Here is an 18,985-nt window from a genome sequence, read left to right on the forward strand (position 1 = left end):
ATTCCTTCTTCCTTCTTCCTTCTTTCACTGTACTTGAGAGCCGTGGGCGCGGGGGTCAGAGCTACTTGTTTTCACAGGCCCTGTGGCGGGAGTAAAATTAGAAACTTGACCTGCTGCTTGGACGTGCGGCAGAGGTTTTCCTGCAATTAAGGCTTCTAAGTTAGCTTCCATAATAGTGCGCGGCATTTCGCCCATCGTTTCAGCAACGGCACTGCCTTTATCGTTCAAATAGACAAAGTGCGGAATGCCGTCTACTCGATATTTGGTGATTTCTGGCAGCCATTTGTCATTGTCTACATTCAGCATTACAAAATTCAGCGGTTCGGCATATTTCTCTTTGATTTCGCTCAGATCGTTAGCCATTGCCTGACAGCTACCGCACCAATTAGCATAAAATTCCATTAGCGTCGGCTTGCCGTTTGCTAAAGCTGTTTCTAATGGCGTCGAGGCTTTTGCCATTTCGGTGAGACTGCTTGACGGCGTTTGAGTTCGGACTCCGAAGAAGATAGATACTGAAAGGGCGATCGCTGCTAACACGATCAATAAGTTTCTGAGGCGCGCAGCGACTTTTGTTTCGGGATTTTTGGCTGCGGGGGCGACAGTTGAGTTGGGCGAATTCTGGGTCATAAAATAAATTGCGGTTTTATTTCTATGTTTTTATTTTAAATAATAGATTCAGATTATACCACATTTTGAGATAATCAGACTAATCTCATAAAATTTTTTGCTAAAGGCAGTCATTAGACCAAGTACGCTAAAACATAAGATAAGAAAGATTGTTTGTAAATTACCGAGGACTTGCAGGGTGAAAAAACGGGTAACGCTGACGTTTCCGCAACGATCGATCCAAATGCCAGTCACCTATCGACTGGCTAAGGATTTTAATGTTGCTGCCAACATTATCCGCGCTCAGGTGGCTCCGAATCAAGTAGGCAAACTGGTGCTAGAGTTATCAGGGGACATCGACCAACTAGAAGCGGCGATCGACTGGATGCGATCGCAAAACATCGGCGTTTCCCTAGCCAGCAGGGAAATACTCATAGACGAAGATATTTGCGTTCACTGCGGCTTGTGTACGGGGGTTTGCCCGACAGAAGCCTTGACCCTAGATCCAGAAAGCTTTAAACTAACGTTTGCTCGATCGCGGTGTATCGTGTGCGAGCAGTGCATCCCTACTTGTCCCGTGCAAGCTATTTCTACTAACCTCTAAGCCCTGTACAAACTCATCGGGCTCATCTCAAGGCATTCGTCAGTCGATTTGAGATTTATTATTAAAGAATTGACTCCACAGATCGGTAACATGAAAAAAAACTCTTGGGTTTCCCTAACTCTACTTTTTGTTACTTATTTCATTTTTGGCTGGAAGTTATCTGAGTTTGATGTACCCCCGCACCTGACTTGGTTTTTAGCCGTAGCTTCTGTTTTACTGTTATCTGTCGGCTTGTCATTCCCGCTGAAAGACATAAAAGCCTTAATTATGCGGTGGTTTTCGAGTGATGCGGGTGCTTTTATTTCTATTATTTTAGGAGCTTTTGTGGCTGTGGTAGTAGTTGCCTGGTCACACCTTTTTGCTACTTGTTTAGTCTTGATTTCAGCCGCAGCTTTGGCAAGACTCGATATTCAACTATCTGGTTGGAAAACTTGGCGGGCTTTTGCGGTATTAGCTACCATTTCTTTAACAGGTGTGGCGTTGGGCGGAGCGATCGAGTTTTTGTTCAAAACAGGCAGGCTCGTATTATATTAATTGGGAACCGGAAATTCACCCAACCAAATTCTACAACTCACAACGGATATTTAGCCGAAAACTATCCGATCGCCCATCAATAAATACAGCTCATTTTTTTTCAATCCCCCACCCGGATTAATGCCCGTTTCGCGCCGTAATTATAGCAGTTTTCAACCCTCGTGAGGTACAGCTTCTCAATTACCGATTCCCCGTTTCCCCTTGCCTATTCCTAATTACCTATTCTCAATTATCTATTACCTATTACCTACGCACCTGGAGTGCAACTGAAAACCGCTATGGCAGTATTGATCTGTAGCGACTGTTGCTCACAATGTTATTCCCAAGAATCCGCAACTCCGGCCGCCAAAAACTCGATCGCAATAAAAAAGCAGCTTTAGGGAGCTGCTCGTCAGAATGCATGAGGTATTGTTTTTAGAATAGAACACCTTAAATTCGATCGGTACTGGGTTACATTTTTTGATACGGGAGAATTGATGAGTGAATGGACGATCGTAAAATCGTCACATAGGAGGATAGCATTGATGCTAAATTTTCCGACAATTAAGTTAGCGTTTAACTGTCCTTGCGCCCTACAGCCCTTCAGCGGTGGGGCCATTTTATTTTTAGGGAGAACTCAATAGCCGACTTTAACGCATCAGATGAGTCTGCCATTAGTTTTTGCACAAAATCTCCCCATCCCCCAATCCTCACACTTAAAAAAACTTACGCCTCGCATCCACTCAAACCCGGTTGATTCCCAAATATTAGACGGTTAAACAGATACACTCAGGCAAAAATCAGTATTTTTACCGAAGTCCTACCATTTTAGATTTTAGATTTTAGATTTTAGATTTTAAATTTTAAATTTTAGATTTTAGATTTGGGAATGACTGATGAATCTGGTGGTTGGGAGCTTGCGTACTGTTGCATTATTTTTTTGAACTGGTATCAAAAGTCCTCAGAAACCTGTTATTTTCCCAGAAACTCGGTTTCAGAATGTATCAATTGAGATCGGGCCCGGTTTCTGGTTTGATAACTTTTTGGATTTCCTCGATCGCCCTAGCCGCCACTGCTTCAGGCCTTTCGCCCACACCTGTACAGACTCGGACATCTGCTTGAGTGTAGAAACGCTCTCGCTCGTTAAAAAGGCTTTGCAGCTTAGATTCGATCTCGCCCTCCCGCAGTAGGGGTCGAGTGGTATCCGAACGCAATCGATCGTACAGTTGGTCTACAGGCACATCCAGCCAAACCACTATACCGTAGTGCAAATAACCCCAATTCATCGATCGCGCCACAATACCGCCGCCCGTAGCAACGACCGAATTTTTATAAGCAGACAATTCGCCGAGCACTTTAGTTTCTAGTTCCCGAAATGCCTCTTCCCCTTCTCGCTCGAAAATCTCAGCAATTGACTGATTAGCAACTCGAACAATTAGTTCATCAGTATCAAAAAAACGGTATTTTAATTTTCTTGCCAAAATCCGCCCCACCGTTGTTTTTCCCGCACCCATCATCCCGACGAGATAGATATTCACTCCCCTCAACCAATCCACTGCCAAATCCTCCCATGTTTTTCTATTTTTTTAGGTCAATCGATCCGCCGCTGGGGCGATCGTCGTCCTCAAACTCATCATCCTCATCCAATCCCCAATCATCCTCTGCTTCTGCAATAGGATTTTTCGGTGCTTCATCAGCGGGTTTAGGTATCGCCTCTTGCGGGGGAACCAGCACCCGATACTCCGCATCGTAGACAGACTCAGTTTGCCCCACCCCAGACTGGCTCGGATCTCGATAACCGTAAGAATATACGGAGCCAGCCCAAGACTTGCTTTTCGGTTCCTGCTGAGCTTCGTAAGCCCTCGGATTTGCCGCTGGAACATCATTTACCTGCGGTCGATCGGAAAAATCGCGATCGTCCCCCCAATCATCATCGCTGCCTTGAGAGCCGGATTTTGAGCCACCTGAGACCCAATCGTCCTCATCGTCTGCCGCTGCATAAGTCCCGGCTTGAGCGTAATCCTTCGCCCCATCAGGGTTCGGAGTTTCTTGCAGGAAAGTCCCGGCACTGTAACCCGCAGGTGTCCCGTACTCAGTTCGGTAGGAAGCAGCAGCCTGAGTTTGGTTATTTTCCCTATTCAGATCCGGGTCAATTCCCTGTTTTCTAGGAGGGGGAGGCGGCGTGTAAGGTGTTCTCCGGTCCTCTGGGAAAGTATCGGGACGGCTGCGACTGTCGCGGCCGGTGCGCTCTCGTGTTTGAGATAAGTAATTTGAAAAAGCGAGCAAACCAGAAATCAATAAAGATGTGAGAGCTCCCGCCGCCATGCTCAGCAGAATCCAGATAGATAAGGGTAAAGCAGGCGATCGAACTCCCAAAAATACCAGCGATAATGCCGGCTCCACATTTTGCAGGGCAAAAATAGTCAGCCCCACCACAATTACTAGCAAAAATACAGGTCGCATATTAAAAATATTAGTAATTTGTTTGTTGTCAGTTGTCAGTTGTCAGTTGTTTGTTGTCAGTTGTTTGTTGTCAGTTATTGGTGATTGGTTATTGGTGATTGGTTATTGGTGATTGGTTATTGGTTATTGGTTATTCGTTATTCGTTATTGGTTATTCGTTATTGGTTATTGGTGATTGGTTATTGGTTATTGGTTATTGGTGATTGGTTATTGGTGATTGGTTATTGGTGATTGGTTATTGGTTGTTGGTTGTTACTGTCAACTGCCAACTGCCAACTGCCAACTGTCAACTGCCAACTGCCAACTGTCAACTGTCAACTGTCAACTGTCAGCCGTCAACTGTCAACTGTCAACTGACTTCTTCCTTCCAGCGTTTGAGAGGAACGCAATCAATCCCCAACTGGTCTAAAGCGCGAGCCACCACAAAGTCTACCAAATCTTCAATAGTTTGCGGATTGTGATACCAAGCGGGAATCGCTGGTACAATTCTAGCTCCAGCTTCTGCCAAGGTAGTCAAATTCCGCAGGTGAATCAAGCTAAAAGGCGTTTCCCGAGGCACAAGTACCAATTTTCTCCCTTCCTTGAGCTGAACGTCGGCCGCTCTTTCGAGCAAATCCGAGCTCAAGCCAGCCGCCAACTTGCCCAGTGTACTCATGCTACAGGGAATAATCATCATCCCTTGGGTGCGAAACGAGCCGCTAGCAATATTAGCACCGACATCTTGCCAGGGATGGCACCGAAGTTTACCCATTGTGGCTACTCCTGCTTGTTCCCGCCAGAATTCTTCTTGCAGAGTCGGTTCTGCCGGCATTCGGATGTTCTGTTCGCTTTGCCAAACCATGTAAGTAGACTTGGAAGCCACGAGTTCGATCGCGCGATCGGCTTCCAAGAGATATTTCAGAGTTCGCACCGCGTAAATCAGTCCCGATGCTCCAGTCACTCCTACAATTAGGGGTTGGGCGGGGACTGAAACAGAATTAGTCATGGGCATGATCCAGCAATAAGCTCATTAATTATAGCGCGATCGAATTACCCCAACATTGCCGACTCGATATTACTATTACTTCCTTCTTTCTTCTTCCTTCGTGTCCTTCGCGTCTTCGCGGTTAAATAATACTAATTCTTCGGGCCCGAAACGAGAAAAGTTACCAATGTCGCCTTACTCCTGAATATTTTTTGGCTTAATTTTATCTACAATCAGCCACAAGCCATATCCTGCTAGCAGACAGATTATTGGCGTAATGGCAAGGCGAAACCTATGGCTGCCAACTATCCCACCTGATACAGTCAGGAAGTAGACAGCGACGCTGACAAGCGTAATCATTGCCCTATTTTTCAGGAATCTCTTTGATAGTAATGCTGTGGCTGCACCTAAAAGATACACGCCTGATAATAATGACAGGCTTAAATTAGTCCAAAATACGATAGAGCTGTATCGATCGAGATTTTGATATGAAGGAGTGAGCGATCGATCGAACCGCCCCACGAATAATAGTACATATCGCTTTGCTGGGGTCTGAACTAAAGTCATGAACATTCCTTTTAAATGGATTATTGAGTAAGTTAAAGGCTGACTCAAAATCATCTTTTTTCCTTCTTTACCCATGTAACGGTAAATTTGAGCCTGACTCCACTGTCGCTGTTCAGGATGAAGCATAAAATATTTCTCGTGTTTAGTACACCCCAATTGTTCGTGGGTATCTTCAAACTCTATTCTTTTTTGATCGGCGATTAAAGCAGCTCCATTATAGCAATATAGGTTGTAATCTGAAACAGCAGCAACTCCCGAATATCCTGCTTTGACATAGTTTCTGGTTTGCCAAATACCAATACTACCCATCGACACGAGCAAAAAAATAAAGGTATGAATAATTAAAAGTTTCCTTGCCTGCATATTTTTTAAATTCCAGACTAGGAGGATACCAGTTATCAGGAAAGGCAAATAATATCCGATAGGTCTGACGTAAATAGATGCTGCTAAAGTAATAGCTGCCAAAGCCAGGTGTTTTCCTGATTTATTCTTGAAGTATTCTAACAGCAGCTTCAAAAACAAAGTTAATAAAGTTGTATGTAAAGTCTCAGACATTAAAAAAGCTGACCTGAGTATTGGCAAGGGTTCAATGGCATATAGTAAAGCACATACAATGGCAATTTCATCTTTTTCAAAGAGGAGCAAAGCAATTTTGTAGATCAGATATACAGTCAAACAATCTAGAATTATTTGAATAAAAATGGTCACATTTTCCACATTATCTACTAATAGTCCGGGAATTAGTAGTAAAGGATAGCCAGGAGTGCGAAATAGTTCTGGTTGATTATCAATGTTTAAAAACTGACCGACTTCTATTAGCTTTTTTGCAGGAATTATGAATGACAATGTATCACCTCTATTAAAGATTTCTAAATCTTGGGTAATACTCAAAGCTAAAACAGGCAGTAATAACCTCATCAATAAAGCGACTAACAAAACTGACAAAATGGTAAATTTAGGCATGAATCTTTCGGTATTTTTTATCATCTTAACAATCACCTACTTGCAATTTTAAAATTATGTAACACTGCCTATTTGACATTAAAATTGCCAGCTATATATCTCCTTGATTATGAATATTTTTTGGCTTAATTTTATCTACAATCAGCCACAAGCCATATCCTGCTAGCAGACAGATTATTGGCGTAATGGCAAGGCGAAACCTATAGCCACCTGCAACGCCCCCGGATACGGCAAGGAAGTATGCGGCTATGCTAACAAGCGTGATCATTGCCCTATTTTTCAGGAAATTACTGGATAGCAAAGCTGCGGTAACACCTAAAAAATATGCTCCTGATATTAATAACAAGCTTAAGTCAGAAAAAAAGACTAGAGGCGAAAGGTGAAAATCACTAAATATTGCTTTCCAGCTTGTTTGACCAGTTAAAACTTTAGGAATTTGAGAGGAAGGACTTAGAGCAGGATTACGTTGCTTAGTGAATCGTTTTAGGTACAGCTTTGCGGGTGTCTCAATCAAGGTTCTAATAGTTCCTTCTAAATGAATAATTGACGCATCCACAGTATTGCTCATAATCATTTTCTTTCCTTCTTTTCCCATATGGCGGTAAATTTTGCTCTGACTCCATGTTTGCTGTTCGGGATGAAATTTTAAATACTTTGCGGGATTATTACATCCAAGCTGTTCAGCCATGTCTTCAAATGCTATATTTTTTTGCTTTGCAATTACAGATGCCCCGTTATAGCAGTATAGATTGTAGTCAGAAACAGCCGCAAATCCCGAATATCCCGTTTTTACATAGTTCCTGACTTGCCAAATGCCAACGCTACCCATCGCGACTATAAAGAAAACGCAAGCATGAATCATCAAAATCTTATTTTTTTGAATCTTTGTCAAGCTACCTATCAATAAGATAGCAGAGATTAGGAAAGGTAAATAATACCCTATAGGTCGGACATAAATAGATGCAGCCAAGGTAATTGCTGCACACAGTAAATATTTCCACGACTTTTCAGTAAAGTATTTTATCAGTAGATACATGAATAAGGTGATTAAAGCCGTAAACAGAGTTTCAGGCATCAGCAGCGTCAGCCATAGGATAGATACTGGTTCAACTGCATACAGCAAGGCACAAAAAGTTGCAATTTTGCTTTCACCCCAAATAGCCAATCCAATTTTATATATTAGAAATATCGTGAAGCAGCTCAGCATTATTTGAATAAATATTGCCACAAGTTCTTGCTGACCTAATAAAATTCCTGGTATCAATAATAGTGGATAGCCAGGAGTGCGGAAAATTTCAGGCTGTACGCTATTTGCAAATTGACCTGACTCTATTAACTTTCTGGCTGTTACCAGGTATAATTCGGTGTCGGGAGTGTAAGCTGCTGAGATGTTGTTAATAGCAAGAACCACACTTGTCAATAAGCACCTCAGCAAAAAAGCTATGGTCAGCACTCCCCAGATTGTAAAACTAAAGCCATATATTTTTGTATTTTTCATCTATTTAATCCTCATTGAAAGCAATAAATACTCTGTTAATACTGCATATTTGATCTGGACTTACGCAGGGGTAGTCAGAAACCGGGTTTTTTACCGAATCTGCGATGCTCCAACGAAGTATTGTCGTAAAAAAACCGGTTTCTCAGTCCCTATTTGATGTGAAAATTACCAGCTAAAATCTATTCTTTGATATTCGTTGCTGCAAAAAATGTAGGATTTTTCGTCGCCTCCCAAAACCAACTCGCCTAGTGGGAGTAGTCGCAGCATCAACACTCGCTTCTTCCACATATTCACTGTCAGAATTCACCTCCCAAAGGTCATGTTTCCCTGGGTTCAACACATTCTGGGCCGCTAAAATCCCCATCAACAAACTGTGGTCTTGGTTGTTATACTTAAAAGCACCGTAACGACCCACAACTTGCAAATTCTCAAACTGTTTGATATAAGTTTTAATTTCTGATAAAATGTGTTTGTAATCCCCTGCATAAATTGGGTAAGTACGCGGCAAGCGAACTACAAAACCTCCCGCAACCTTCTCATCGCGAAGCAGCCCAATTTTTCTCAATTCTTGTTCTGCCAAACTCAAAAGCTCTGCTTCCGGCTGCTGCCACATCGGTTGGTCGAAGTTGCACCAATATTCGCAGCATAAAGGCGTTTGGTGCTGGTTCGGCAGCATATTCGGCGACCAATTGGCAAAATTAGTCACCCTCCCGACGCTGACACTGGGTTCGTTGATATAAAGCCAGTTGTCAGGGAATAACTGGCTGCCTTCAATTATTAGATAAACGAGAATTGTGTTGCGAAACTTGAGCGATCGCGCCAATGATAAGATTTGCTTACGGGGGGGGGGAGAATCATTTGCTCTACTAATGTATTCAGCGGCACTGAGGAAATCACTGCACTACAGCCAACCGTTGACTCTACTCCGGTGTGGCGATTTCTCAGAGTGAGTTTAGTGACGCGGCTGTTGTGCTCGTACACCCGCACTACTTCTGTATTCAGGAGAATTTCCTGATTTTTTTCCAGTAGATAGTCGCTGATTTTGTCGTATAATTGCCCTGAGCCTAAGCGGGGAAATTGAAATTGATCGATCAGGCTTTTAACTTTGCCATCGCTACCCAAAAAAGCGGTGCGAAGCGCTTTGAGCAGCGACAGTCCTTTAATCCGCTGAGCGGCCCATTCAGCACTAATTTCAGTGCAGGAAATCCCCCAAAGTTTTTCTGTATAAGCTTCAAAAAATATCTCAAATAAACGCTTGCCAAATTTAGCTGTCACCCATTCTGAAAAGTTTTCCGGGTGGCGGTTGGGTAACAGCTTTGCTGCTAAATAAGAAAAAAAGATGCGTATATTTTCAACTATACCGAGGGCAAATAAGACTTCTAAGGCTTTGAGGGGATAGCTAAAGTATTTGCCGCTGTAGTAAATGCGGGTGAGGCGGCTGACTGTGACTTGTTCGGTGCCCAAAACTTCGTTCCAGAGTTTGAGGACGGGGGGAATTTTAGTGTAAAAACGGTGGGGACCGAGGTCGAGAATAAACCCTTGATACTCTATGCTTTTAGCGAGTCCGCCAACTTGCGATTCTCGCTCAACGACGACAACTGTTTGACCTTGCTGTGTGAGGGTATAAGCGGCAGCTAGACCCGCAGGCCCAGCCCCAAGTATGTATATTGGGGGCACGTTTTGCTGTTGATGAAGTTTTTATAACTAACGTTTGAGGATACCACACTCTGTCAATACAACAATCTATATATCCTAATTTTAGGGCCGATCGATCTTACGCAGATTGTCTAAGTATAGTTGGGTTTCGCTATCGCTCAACCCAACCTACAAAATAAAAACTGTCAACTGTCAACCGTTAACCGTCAACTGTCAACTGTCAACAGATTATTCATCATCATCAAAAGCTTGGCTGCCGCCCCCAACTGCAACTAAATCAATTTGCTGGCGGTAGTAGTCAACACTCTTGACTTGAACTTCTACCCGATCGCCCAAACGGTACTGATTGCGGTTTTTGCGACCCACTAGAGTTTGCTGGCGCGATCGATACTCGTACCAGTCATCCTTGAGCGAAGAAACGTGCACCAATCCCTCAACTCGCAGGATCTCGCTCTCGGGCGGCCGCACCTCAATTTCCACAAAGAAACCGTAAGACTGCACACCTGTAATCAAACCCTGGAAAGTTTGCCCGGTGCGTTCTTTCATCAATCCCGTTTTCTTCAATCCCTGCAAATCGCTTTCGGCATCCTCAGCAACCCTTTCGCGTTCCGTCAGGTGTACCACGGCCGATGCAAACTCTGTCTCAAATTCGTGGTGCAAATCTGGCGGGAGAACATTCCAAGTAATTTGACCGTGACAGGAGGAATGGTGCAAGTCAACTTTTTCCTTAGCCCGTGTTGTGCGGCTGCTGCGGCCTTGCTCGAACACTGCTTGCAACACCCGCAGCACCAGCAAATCGGCGTAGCGGGAAAGCGGCGAAGTGCAGCGCGTGTAACCCTGTGGTAGCGCCAAACCGAAGTGCGGCTTGGGAGTCGTGCTGTAAACAGCGGGTTTCATGGTGTCTTCGAGGAGGTAGGTGAGAACTCTTTCGGACTTCAGGCCGGCAAACTGCTGGGTAAATCGCTGAAAGTCAAAGGGCAGAACTTCTTCTTCGGTTTCGAGATACAGTTCGCCTCCGAGGTTGTTCGAGAGTTTGATGAACTCTTGAATGTCTGCCGGGTCTGGCATCGGCTGGACGCGGTAGATTGCTGGGACTCCCAAGGCTTGCAGGTGGGTGGCGACAGCTTGGTTGGCGAGTACCACCAACTCGGAGACCGCCGACTGGGCGGCGGGAGCCATCGCAAAAGCTCCTAATTCGCCTTCGTCGTCGAAGTGAGAGTTAGCGTCGGGCAAATTTAGTTCAAAAGCTCCTCGCTTGAGCCTTGCCTGTCTGGCAGCCTGTGAGGCGGCCATAATTTGATCTAGGAAAGGACGGAGGGCGGAGGACAAAGGATGAACTTCTGGATCGCCTGGTTCGAGAATTGCTTGAGCTTGCTGGTAGGTGAGGTGGTAGTCAATATGAAGGACGCTGGTTTGAATTTCGTATTCTAGGAGTTCTCCTGATTCGTCTAGGGTGAGCAGTATGCTGAAGGTCAGCCGTTCGGTGTCTGGCAGCAGAGAGCAGCGCTCGTTGACGATTTCTGGCAGCACGGCGATGATTTTTTCTCCCAGATGGGCGCAGGTGCCTCGCTTGCGGGCTTCGCGGTCGATCGGGGTTTCTGGCTGTACGTACTCGGCGGCGTCGGTGATGTGGATTCCTACTTGCCAGCCGCCGGACTTCAGGGTTTCGATCGACAGAGCGCGTTCCACTGGCGGATCGGAGAGGAATGAGGTCGGGTCAAACTCGTTTTCGGCTGCTCCCTCGGAGATATTTTCCTCCTGGGCTTGAAGGACATCGTTTTTGCTGTTGGTTCCGGGTTCGTTTTTGCTGAAGGTAACAGTCAGGATGTTACGCAAATCTAGGCGTTTTTTGAGGTCGGTTTTTTTGAGTTTGCTGGGCAAATTTTCGGCTGCTTTGATGACGGCGGCCGGGAAGGAGCGCGGCAAGTCGTGCTTGCAGCATACGATGTCGAGGTCGTCAGCGGCTTCGGCGTCGGAGCCTAGTACCTGTACTACTTTACCGACTGGGCGGTGGGTGCCGAGGGGGTAGCGCTTGACTTCGACGTGTACTAGGTGGTCGATCGCTTCTTGGAGGTTGCTGCCATTTGCCAGCAAGTCTAGTTCAAACAGCAGGCGATCGTCCAGGGGAATTGCTCTGTAGCTGACGCGGCCGGTGGGAGTGGAAGTTTGCTTGACTCGGGCGAGTACCGAAGGGTTGGCGCGTTCGAGTATCAGCATGACTTCGCCTTCGGGCGATCGGCGGCGGCTGCCTTCTTTGATGATTTTGACTAAGACTCGATCGCCGTTCCAAGCTGTCGAGAGGTGACTTTCCCGCACGTAAACGTCTTCTGAGCCTTCGGCATCTTGAATTGCAAAGCAAAATCCTTTGCTCGAACAGCGCAGTTTTGCTTCTACTACGTCGTCTTCAGCTACTCGGCGGTAGCGGCCTTTGTCTTTGACTAATATGCCAATTTTCTCTAGAGCTTCTAATGCGATTTGAAGTTTGAGTTGACTGGTGGCGTCGTTGCAGTCGAGTTTTTTCTCCAATGCTTTAGGGGCCACTAATTTGTCTTCTGTAAAATTTGCCAGCAGTGCAGCGATAGAAAATTCCATGTAGCGATCGATCCTCTTGTTTCCAGCAATTAGTCTAATTTTGGCGAAATCAGCCGCACCCCCTCGGGCCCTCGCAGTGCCTGCTTCCCAACAAATGCGCGGGTTAATAAGACGCGAGTACAGCCGCCTTCTTCGATCGCGAGGATTTTTTGATATTCTCTCCCGACACAAGCTTCGTGCTAATTGTCTGCTGTCTGTCTTGAACTGACTGCTGACGGTGCATAAAACTCTCCCCCACGCTATTCCCCAATACAATTTTTTAGCGTTGGTTTGTTTGCTTTTAGGTCAGCAGCGCCGAGCACTTCGCGAATTAGAAAGCCCCTGTCGGTTCTTAAAAGATGGCTCGATACTGAAAGCGACGGCTTGAGTCGAGGATGAGCCGATGGAGATATGGAGAGGGAGAAAATTTGCATTTCTGCCTTCTGCCTTGTTCCTTCTGCCTTGTTCCTTCTTCCTTTTGAAGTGCCTCTTGCTTCTTGCTTTAGCAAAGAATTTACCGGCTCAAGGCAAAATTGCTAGTAGCTCGCTGCTGCGATGTCCCTGTTTTTTGCACGCGATCTGCCCTTGCGGACGGAGGTGCAACGACGAGCGGGTCGGGAGCAATCTGTGCTGTAGAAAGTGCAAGTTACACAAAACCGGAGACTTTTACTACTTTTGCTTAGTTGCTGTGTCATTTCCTATAGGTAGAAATGACGCCCGGTGCTTGTTAGCTTAACCGCCGGATGTGGGATGGGGTTTAGTGGCGTGAAAGGTTGCGCGGATGACTCACCTTTAATTTATTGTATGTTGAATATGTGCTTTCAGAAAATTGTTTTCTCTCTCGCTGTACTACACTTAAGTCATAAGCCCCTTCTGGTTTCGGGGTCAAAAAATTATGTTTGCTGAATTTCGCGCCCTTTATCCCGCTGGACAGTTAATCTGTGAGTTGCTGACTGTTCATCACGGTAAGTTTGTTGTTCGCTGTCTGGTTCAGGTTGACGGCAAAACTCTTGCTACGGCCATGTCGGCTGCTGAGTCTGTTGAGGATGCTGAAGACCGCGCCCGGTTGCGATCGATCGCTGTCCTGGGATTTGCTGCGCCCACGACTGGACTCGCGAGTGTTTCTCCGGTTGCGCCGGTTGCGCCGGTTGCGGTTCCGGTTCCCCCGACAAGCGATCCTCTTCCTGTTTTAGAAATGCCTGCTACGGTTGCTCCGGTTGCTCCGGTTGCTCCGGTTGCTCCGGTTCCGCCGGCAAGCGATCCTCTTCCTGTTTTAGAAATGCCTGTTGCCGACAAAGTTTCTATACCACATCAGAGCAATTTTGTCAAGACTGAAGCGAAATTAAACGAACAGCCGATCGCACCTGTACCGGAACCGCTGCCGCCAACGGTCGATCGGGCGGAGGCTACTGGATTTGTACCGAAGCAGTTAGACTCGGACGCTTGGCTTTCTTCCAGCTACGGCGAACCGATCGCGGAATTGGATGTGCCGACTGCTAGCCCAAGTGAACTGCTACAGGGTGCGGCCGAAGTCAGGGAATTGCAACCGATCGCGTTGGGAATTCCGAGCGATGCGATCGAGGATAATTCTGATACGATCGCCCAAATAGACGCTATCCTCAAACGCCTGCAATGGAAGAAAAAACAGGAAAGCGACTGTCTCGAACACAATTACGGCAAGTCGTCGCAGAGAGAGCTTTCTAGCGAAGAGTTGGTAGACTTCCTAGAATATCTGGAAATCTACAGCAGAACCACTGAGGAAATCAAGCGGTTGGGCTGGACTCCCAGCCAAGGCAAAGATTATCTCAAACAAGGTTACGGTCAAGAAGCGCGCCATTTCTTAAAGCAAGAACAATTGCTCGACTTCCTGCAATATCTCGAATCTTTGCCCTAGTAGTTATGTAGGGTTTCTAGGTGTGATGTTTTTTAGAAAAAGCTACATATAGCAGTTTTCAATTGTATGAAATACAGTAAGGACTTAACTATGATGCCGTATCATGCGCCCCAGCATCTGTAATTCACTCCATTGAAAACTGCTATATGACCGTTAAAAATTAAAAATCAAAAATGAAGAATATTTCCTCATTTTTGATTTTTAACTTTTTATTTAGACGACAGCGGCGATCGGGCGGCTGGCGGAAGGACGGCGATCGATCACTTGATCGACTAATCCGTAGTCCTTTGCTTCTTCAGCCGACATAAAGAAATCCCGTTCGGTATCTTCTTCAATGCGGGAAAGCGGCTGACCGGTATGGTTGGCAAGATGTTCGTTCAGGCGGCGTTTGTGGTACAAAATCTCTTTAGCCTGAATTTCAATATCGGTTGCTTGTCCTTGAGCTCCGCCGAGAGGTTGGTGGATCATAATCCGGGAGTGAGGCAAACTCATCCGCTTGCCTTTAGCGCCGGCACTCAACAGAAAAGCGCCCATGCTGGCAGCCAAACCGAGACAAATGGTGCAAACATCGGGGCGGATGTGGTTCATCGTGTCAAAAATGCCCATACCTGCTGTCACCGAACCCCCAGGGGAGTTGAGATACAGGTAAATATCTTTCTCGGGGTCTTCGGCGTCTAAAAATAGCAATTGGGCAACGATCAGGTTGGCTAAGTCAGAGTCAACCTGTTGGCCCAAGAAGACGATGCGATCGCGCAGGAGTCGCGAGTAGATGTCAAAGGCGCGTTCGCCGCGACCGGATTGTTCTATAACTGTTGGGATCATTGACCGGGCCTGCCTATTTACGTATCTTTTTTTAATTTTAGCGATTTGGGCTCAGTTATAGTTAGGGATTCGGTGGCGGGCGATCGAGAAATCGGCAAAATCCTTGATTTGGGCGGGGTTGGGGCGGTAATTTGTGGAAGTTGTGGCGGGTGTGCGATCGGATTTCCGATCCCGCAGGCGATCGATTACGAAGCAGAAACCTAAGTAAGCGATTCTTAGGAATCCCCATGTCCTCACGCCCGGGAGGAGGTCAATCTGTCCTTATCGCACTTCACACTGAGGGGTTTTTCGATTTAAAATGTGGGTAAATTTCCTTCTCAAATAACTCTTGAATTGCTGCCGGCTGCTGTGCCACTAAATCTTGATAATCTTCCTCAACAGGAATATTGTAAGTAGCTGTCCGTTTAGCAATTTTTGGCAACCAGGTTGTATGTACTGTAATTCCAAAATTAAGTTGAGGATGCCAGAGTTTACACAATGGCCCTTGTTTCAGATTTGTCGCATCAAAAACCCAGATTTGATTGCCATTATCCGGTTCATCATCTGTGCCGTGATAAACAACACACATAATGTATCCATCCGTAGAACTACCATCTCCTCCTGCTTTGCGAGGGATGAACTGAGGTGAGTTTACAAAATAACCAGTTTCAAACTGATAAATATCTTGAATCTCTAATCTGTTTTCACCCTCTTTGACGCTTTCCAAAGGTTTGATATGCAACCTCAATAAATTAGACTTGATTCCTTTTTTGGTAAGTTCAAGGAGTTCGGGTACCGGCACCTCTCGATATTTATAAGGTGCGTACATTTTTAAGCCTTCTTCTGTGAGAATATCCTCCCACGCACCAAAAAAACTCCAGTAAATATCTTGAAACTTTTCTGTGGGTTGGTTGTCCTGGTAAGCATAAAGCGCCGGTCCCCAAGTGTACTGACAAAACTCTTTCTTTTCTTTTTGTTGACCAGGGGAATTATCTTGATAAACGCTGGTTAGATCCGATCTTACTACCTTTGCCTTTTCTGCATCAATGACATAGCATCCCATACGGCTAATATCCAATGGCCCTACAGTCATCCCGTACATGGGAGGCTGTTTATTTGAGAGGGTTGTTTCGTCGGTACTATCGAAATCGATATCACGAATCCATTCGGCTGTGTCCCAGGCACAAATATGAGCCAAGTGAAGGGTAATTTGTTGCTTGGGATTTTTAAAATCTACCAAAAAGTGTGTCGTCTCGCGGGGTATGACAACTTTTTGGGCTTCAATATTCTTCTTGCCTGGTTTCAAATCAGTACGTTTGATAATATATATATCTGTATCAGGTAATTGCGGATAATCTATAAGATTTTTGACTATTTTTTTCAATTTTTTGCTTATTTTGTTTGTTGTAGCTGGCAAAAGCTCTTCCAATAAAAATTTAAACCCTGTGTCAACTAGCAATACATAATTTTCGGTCAATCCCATTTGATGAATACTTTGTTTAATTTGGAGCGGCTTATCATTGTATGTTATATTCCATCTAGTAAGCTGTCCTTTTCCATCCCAAGCAATCAGATCAACATAATGATCGAAAACCTTTATATTTTTGACAACCATTTTTATGAGATACTTATAAGCAGTCCTGTTTAATTTACTAAAAATTTTACTAGAATTATAAAAATCCTTAATTACAGTAATAATAAATTGCATTGATTGAGCCATAAAAGTCAAAACAGACCAACCGCAATTAACGGTAAACATCTGCTGGCTTTTAGGATCAAAACAAGGATGAGCGGAAGAATGAACTAATTTAAAGCAAAAATCAGGTTGAAATGGCAGACGAGATAATAGAGGATTCATCGCCCGCCACTCTTCATTCCAACCAACAGGGGTTACGATTTCAAGAGTTTTTGTGTCTATCTCATAAGGACGCCCCATATCCCAAGTTACCAGCAGACGCTCACCTTCCTCCTCAGAATATTTCATTGGAAGAAACCCTGTATTAAGCTGGTTACGAGTACCAAGTTTTTTAGACATCCGCATAATACCAAAATTTTGAAATTTAAAATCTGGAAAACACTTTGCAGTTGCTATATCAGCATAGTAACACGGAGTTTTCAGAAGCCGAGTTGTTAGAAAAATTCCTTGTTCAATGTTGTCAAAGTCAATACGGTAAACTATCCCATCCCCGTTATAAAAAGGAGTAGAACCATCGCTGGACGGAAAGACGATATTATTCTCCAAAAGACGGTGAGAATCTACCGAGCCTGCGGCTGAGATAATAAACACATGACCGTGTAAGTCTTCTGGTAGAGTTACTTCGTCTTTAACTAGCAGTTGAAGAGGCAAACTTTTAGCATCTGGATTATTCTTTGGAAGTCCAAATTCTTGCCGACTAACTGATAATATAGAGCGAGGAAATATTTTTCTATCAGAGTCTTTTGTTTTGTTTAAATTCATGGTTGTACTTTCAAGAAATCTTACTTACAATATGTTAAGCGATAGGGTTAATGATAACGGTTAAGCGGACACAAAAGAATCGCAGTTTTCTTAGATTACCACACTTAGGTAAAAACAGGATATCGGTTAAACTTTAAAATCTGTACTAACTCGTCACCGCAGCTATTTCACAAAATTTTACACTCTAAAACTATTCGTTAACTATTTAAAATTTACAAAAATTACTTGCCAAACTTCCCTAATTAGGATAGATAGTCTGGCAAGTAAAAATAATTGTGTTTTTGACTACAGACGTGGTGACGATTTTTTGATGTTTTTATTGACTCCTTATCTCACTTTAAACTTTGGAGTGTTTAGGTTGAAAATGCGGGTAAATTTATTTTTAAAATAATTTTTGAATTTCTGGGCATTTTTTTGCTACTAAATCTTTATAATCTTCGTCAAGAACTATAGTTTAAGCAGCCATCTGGCCGGCTAGCTCAACAATAACAGATCGCTGCAAGCAATGTCATCCCCTTTTCACGATCCACTGGGTCAAATTCTTCAGCATTTAGATCGAGCTGTGCCATAGACTGCCGTGCAGCTTCGGTTTTGCCACAGCGGTGTAAAAATTCGCTTAAACTCATAATCGCCCGTCGTTCCAAAGACACGGCACCTTGAGAGCGAGCAACTTCAAGTGCTTTATGAAAACAAATTTCCGCCTCTGCATCTTTTGATTGCATAATTAACGCTTCACCTTTGATCCGGTAGAGTTCGGCTTTCCAATAAGCGCCCGTTGGGTCGGCTAATTCCAAACCTTTATCAATCAAACTTACACATTCTTCCACCAAACCAGCATTCAGATAACCGATAGCCGTCAACTTCATATAATAAATTTGTCCTAATCTTGTCCCCAGGCTTAAATAAGCTGTTAAATTTTGCTGCATTTGTGTCAAACCTAACTCGATTTCTCCTAACTGCTGGTTTACCCAACCCACGATAATATTCGTCAAAGTACCCCAGAAATAAAACTCGTTTTCTAGGCAGAAATTAATCGTCATTTCCCCATATTTTTGGGTACTAGATACATTTTGTAAGTAGTGATAAATCTGAGTTGCATAGCAATAGGCAAGCCCTAAAGTAAAGGGGTGTCCTATCTTTCTAGCTAAACTCAAGGATTGTTCCTTTTTCTCAAGAGCTTGCCGACAATAACCACGCAACCACAAGCATATTGATAGAAGAGCAAAATTCGCTACCCCCGAATCTTGCCCATAAATAAAAGCAAGGGAGGAATGTTTTCGATCATCGTAGTAGAATAAAGACCGTTCTAGGTGAAATTGAGCCTGAATAAAATCTCCCATATAAAGCAAGTTTGCACCCATAGAATGATGAGCGGTTACCAGCATAGCCGAATCTTCGGAATTGTTCGCTAGACAAAGAAGTTGTTG

General features: G+C 44.4%; 17 protein-coding genes. 4 read left to right on the forward strand and 13 right to left on the reverse strand.

Annotated elements, in window-relative coordinates:
* Window positions 1-24 precede the first annotated feature (24 nt).
* A complete protein-coding gene (locus tag QUA56_RS15480) occupies window positions 25-627 on the reverse strand; it encodes a thioredoxin family protein (RefSeq protein ID WP_333359037.1) in 603 nt (200 codons plus the stop codon).
* A gap of 178 nt (window positions 628-805) precedes the next feature.
* Between QUA56_RS15480 and QUA56_RS15485 the strand changes: the two genes are divergently transcribed.
* Entirely contained in the window at window positions 806-1,210 is a 405-nt protein-coding gene (locus tag QUA56_RS15485) for an NIL domain-containing protein (protein ID WP_293126164.1), read from the forward strand.
* Window positions 1,211-1,300: 90 nt separating this feature from the next.
* On the forward strand, window positions 1,301-1,744 hold the full coding sequence (locus QUA56_RS15490; protein ID WP_333359039.1) for a hypothetical protein: 444 nt from the start codon (window positions 1,301-1,303) through the stop codon (window positions 1,742-1,744).
* 983 nt (window positions 1,745-2,727) lie between these two features.
* Here QUA56_RS15490 and QUA56_RS15495 read toward each other — a convergent pair.
* From QUA56_RS15495 to QUA56_RS15535, 9 genes are all read right to left on the reverse strand, one after another.
* Window positions 2,728-3,279 (reverse strand): shikimate kinase, encoded by a 552-nt coding sequence (locus QUA56_RS15495; protein WP_333359041.1) that lies wholly within the window; start codon window positions 3,277-3,279, stop codon window positions 2,728-2,730.
* 22 nt (window positions 3,280-3,301) lie between these two features.
* Complete coding sequence (locus QUA56_RS15500; RefSeq protein ID WP_333359043.1) at window positions 3,302-4,186, reverse strand: LapA family protein; 885 nt, start codon at window positions 4,184-4,186, stop codon at window positions 3,302-3,304.
* 349 nt (window positions 4,187-4,535) lie between these two features.
* Window positions 4,536-5,171, reverse strand: a complete 636-nt coding sequence (locus QUA56_RS15505) for a flavin prenyltransferase UbiX (RefSeq protein ID WP_333359045.1) — start codon at window positions 5,169-5,171, stop codon at window positions 4,536-4,538.
* A 174-nt stretch (window positions 5,172-5,345) separates the two neighbouring features.
* Entirely contained in the window at window positions 5,346-6,680 is a 1,335-nt protein-coding gene (locus QUA56_RS15510) for a glycosyltransferase family 39 protein (RefSeq protein WP_333359047.1), read from the reverse strand.
* 91 nt (window positions 6,681-6,771) lie between these two features.
* Entirely contained in the window at window positions 6,772-8,178 is a 1,407-nt protein-coding gene (locus tag QUA56_RS15515) for a glycosyltransferase family 39 protein (RefSeq protein WP_333359049.1), read from the reverse strand.
* Between the two features lie 172 nt (window positions 8,179-8,350).
* Entirely contained in the window at window positions 8,351-9,001 is a 651-nt protein-coding gene (locus tag QUA56_RS15520; RefSeq protein ID WP_333359051.1) for a hypothetical protein, read from the reverse strand.
* Window positions 8,956-9,855, reverse strand: a complete 900-nt coding sequence (locus QUA56_RS15525) for an FAD-dependent oxidoreductase (RefSeq protein WP_333359053.1) — start codon at window positions 9,853-9,855, stop codon at window positions 8,956-8,958. Before QUA56_RS15525 ends, QUA56_RS15520 begins: the two co-directional genes overlap by 46 nt.
* A 207-nt stretch (window positions 9,856-10,062) precedes the next feature.
* Window positions 10,063-12,426 (reverse strand): ribonuclease R family protein, encoded by a 2,364-nt coding sequence (locus QUA56_RS15530; protein WP_333359055.1) that lies wholly within the window; start codon window positions 12,424-12,426, stop codon window positions 10,063-10,065.
* Between the two features lie 239 nt (window positions 12,427-12,665).
* Window positions 12,666-12,914, reverse strand: a complete 249-nt coding sequence (locus QUA56_RS15535) for a hypothetical protein (RefSeq protein ID WP_333359057.1) — start codon at window positions 12,912-12,914, stop codon at window positions 12,666-12,668.
* A gap of 386 nt (window positions 12,915-13,300) precedes the next feature.
* Between QUA56_RS15535 and QUA56_RS15540 the strand changes: the two genes are divergently transcribed.
* Complete coding sequence (locus QUA56_RS15540; RefSeq protein WP_333359059.1) at window positions 13,301-14,299, forward strand: hypothetical protein; 999 nt, start codon at window positions 13,301-13,303, stop codon at window positions 14,297-14,299.
* Window positions 14,300-14,512: 213 nt separating this feature from the next.
* On the opposite strand, the gene clpP is transcribed toward QUA56_RS15540, so the two are convergent.
* Window positions 14,513-15,157 (reverse strand): ATP-dependent Clp endopeptidase proteolytic subunit ClpP, encoded by a 645-nt coding sequence (clpP, locus tag QUA56_RS15545; protein WP_333359131.1) that lies wholly within the window; start codon window positions 15,155-15,157, stop codon window positions 14,513-14,515.
* Window positions 15,158-15,166: 9 nt separating this feature from the next.
* On the opposite strand from clpP, the gene QUA56_RS15550 reads away from it, so the two are divergent.
* Complete coding sequence (locus QUA56_RS15550) at window positions 15,167-15,325, forward strand: hypothetical protein (protein ID WP_333359061.1); 159 nt, start codon at window positions 15,167-15,169, stop codon at window positions 15,323-15,325.
* Window positions 15,326-15,392: 67 nt separating this feature from the next.
* Here the strand turns inward: QUA56_RS15550 and QUA56_RS15555 are convergent, their stop codons facing one another.
* Together QUA56_RS15555 and QUA56_RS15560 are read right to left on the reverse strand one after the other, a co-directional pair.
* The gene (locus QUA56_RS15555; RefSeq protein WP_333359063.1) at window positions 15,393-17,558 is read right to left on the reverse strand and encodes a carotenoid oxygenase family protein; all 2,166 of its coding nucleotides are present in this window, start codon (window positions 17,556-17,558) and stop codon (window positions 15,393-15,395) included.
* A gap of 479 nt (window positions 17,559-18,037) precedes the next feature.
* A complete protein-coding gene (locus QUA56_RS15560) occupies window positions 18,038-18,943 on the reverse strand; it encodes a hypothetical protein (RefSeq protein WP_333359065.1) in 906 nt (301 codons plus the stop codon).
* Window positions 18,944-18,985 lie beyond the last annotated feature (42 nt).

Origin of the sequence: Microcoleus sp. N3A4, from assembly GCF_036701805.1 — a bacterium.
Taxonomy (GTDB): Bacteria; Cyanobacteriota; Cyanobacteriia; order Cyanobacteriales; family Microcoleaceae; genus Microcoleus.

Excerpts from the sequence above, each read along its gene's own strand:
- QUA56_RS15480 (WP_333359037.1), bottom strand. The coding sequence starts at position 627 with ATGACCCAGAATTCGCCCAACTCAACTGTCGCCCCCGCAGCCAAAAAT.
- QUA56_RS15490 (WP_333359039.1), top strand. The coding sequence starts at position 1,301 with ATGAAAAAAAACTCTTGGGTTTCCCTAACTCTACTTTTTGTTACTTAT.
- QUA56_RS15530 (WP_333359055.1), bottom strand. The coding sequence starts at position 12,426 with ATGGAATTTTCTATCGCTGCACTGCTGGCAAATTTTACAGAAGACAAA.
- QUA56_RS15510 (WP_333359047.1), bottom strand. The coding sequence starts at position 6,680 with ATGCCTAAATTTACCATTTTGTCAGTTTTGTTAGTCGCTTTATTGATG.
- QUA56_RS15500 (WP_333359043.1), bottom strand. The coding sequence starts at position 4,186 with ATGCGACCTGTATTTTTGCTAGTAATTGTGGTGGGGCTGACTATTTTT.
- QUA56_RS15505 (WP_333359045.1), bottom strand. The coding sequence starts at position 5,171 with ATGACTAATTCTGTTTCAGTCCCCGCCCAACCCCTAATTGTAGGAGTG.
- QUA56_RS15515 (WP_333359049.1), bottom strand. The coding sequence starts at position 8,178 with ATGAAAAATACAAAAATATATGGCTTTAGTTTTACAATCTGGGGAGTG.
- QUA56_RS15555 (WP_333359063.1), bottom strand. The coding sequence starts at position 17,558 with ATGAATTTAAACAAAACAAAAGACTCTGATAGAAAAATATTTCCTCGC.
- QUA56_RS15540 (WP_333359059.1), top strand. The coding sequence starts at position 13,301 with ATGTTTGCTGAATTTCGCGCCCTTTATCCCGCTGGACAGTTAATCTGT.
- QUA56_RS15560 (WP_333359065.1), bottom strand. The coding sequence starts at position 18,943 with ATGCTGGTAACCGCTCATCATTCTATGGGTGCAAACTTGCTTTATATG.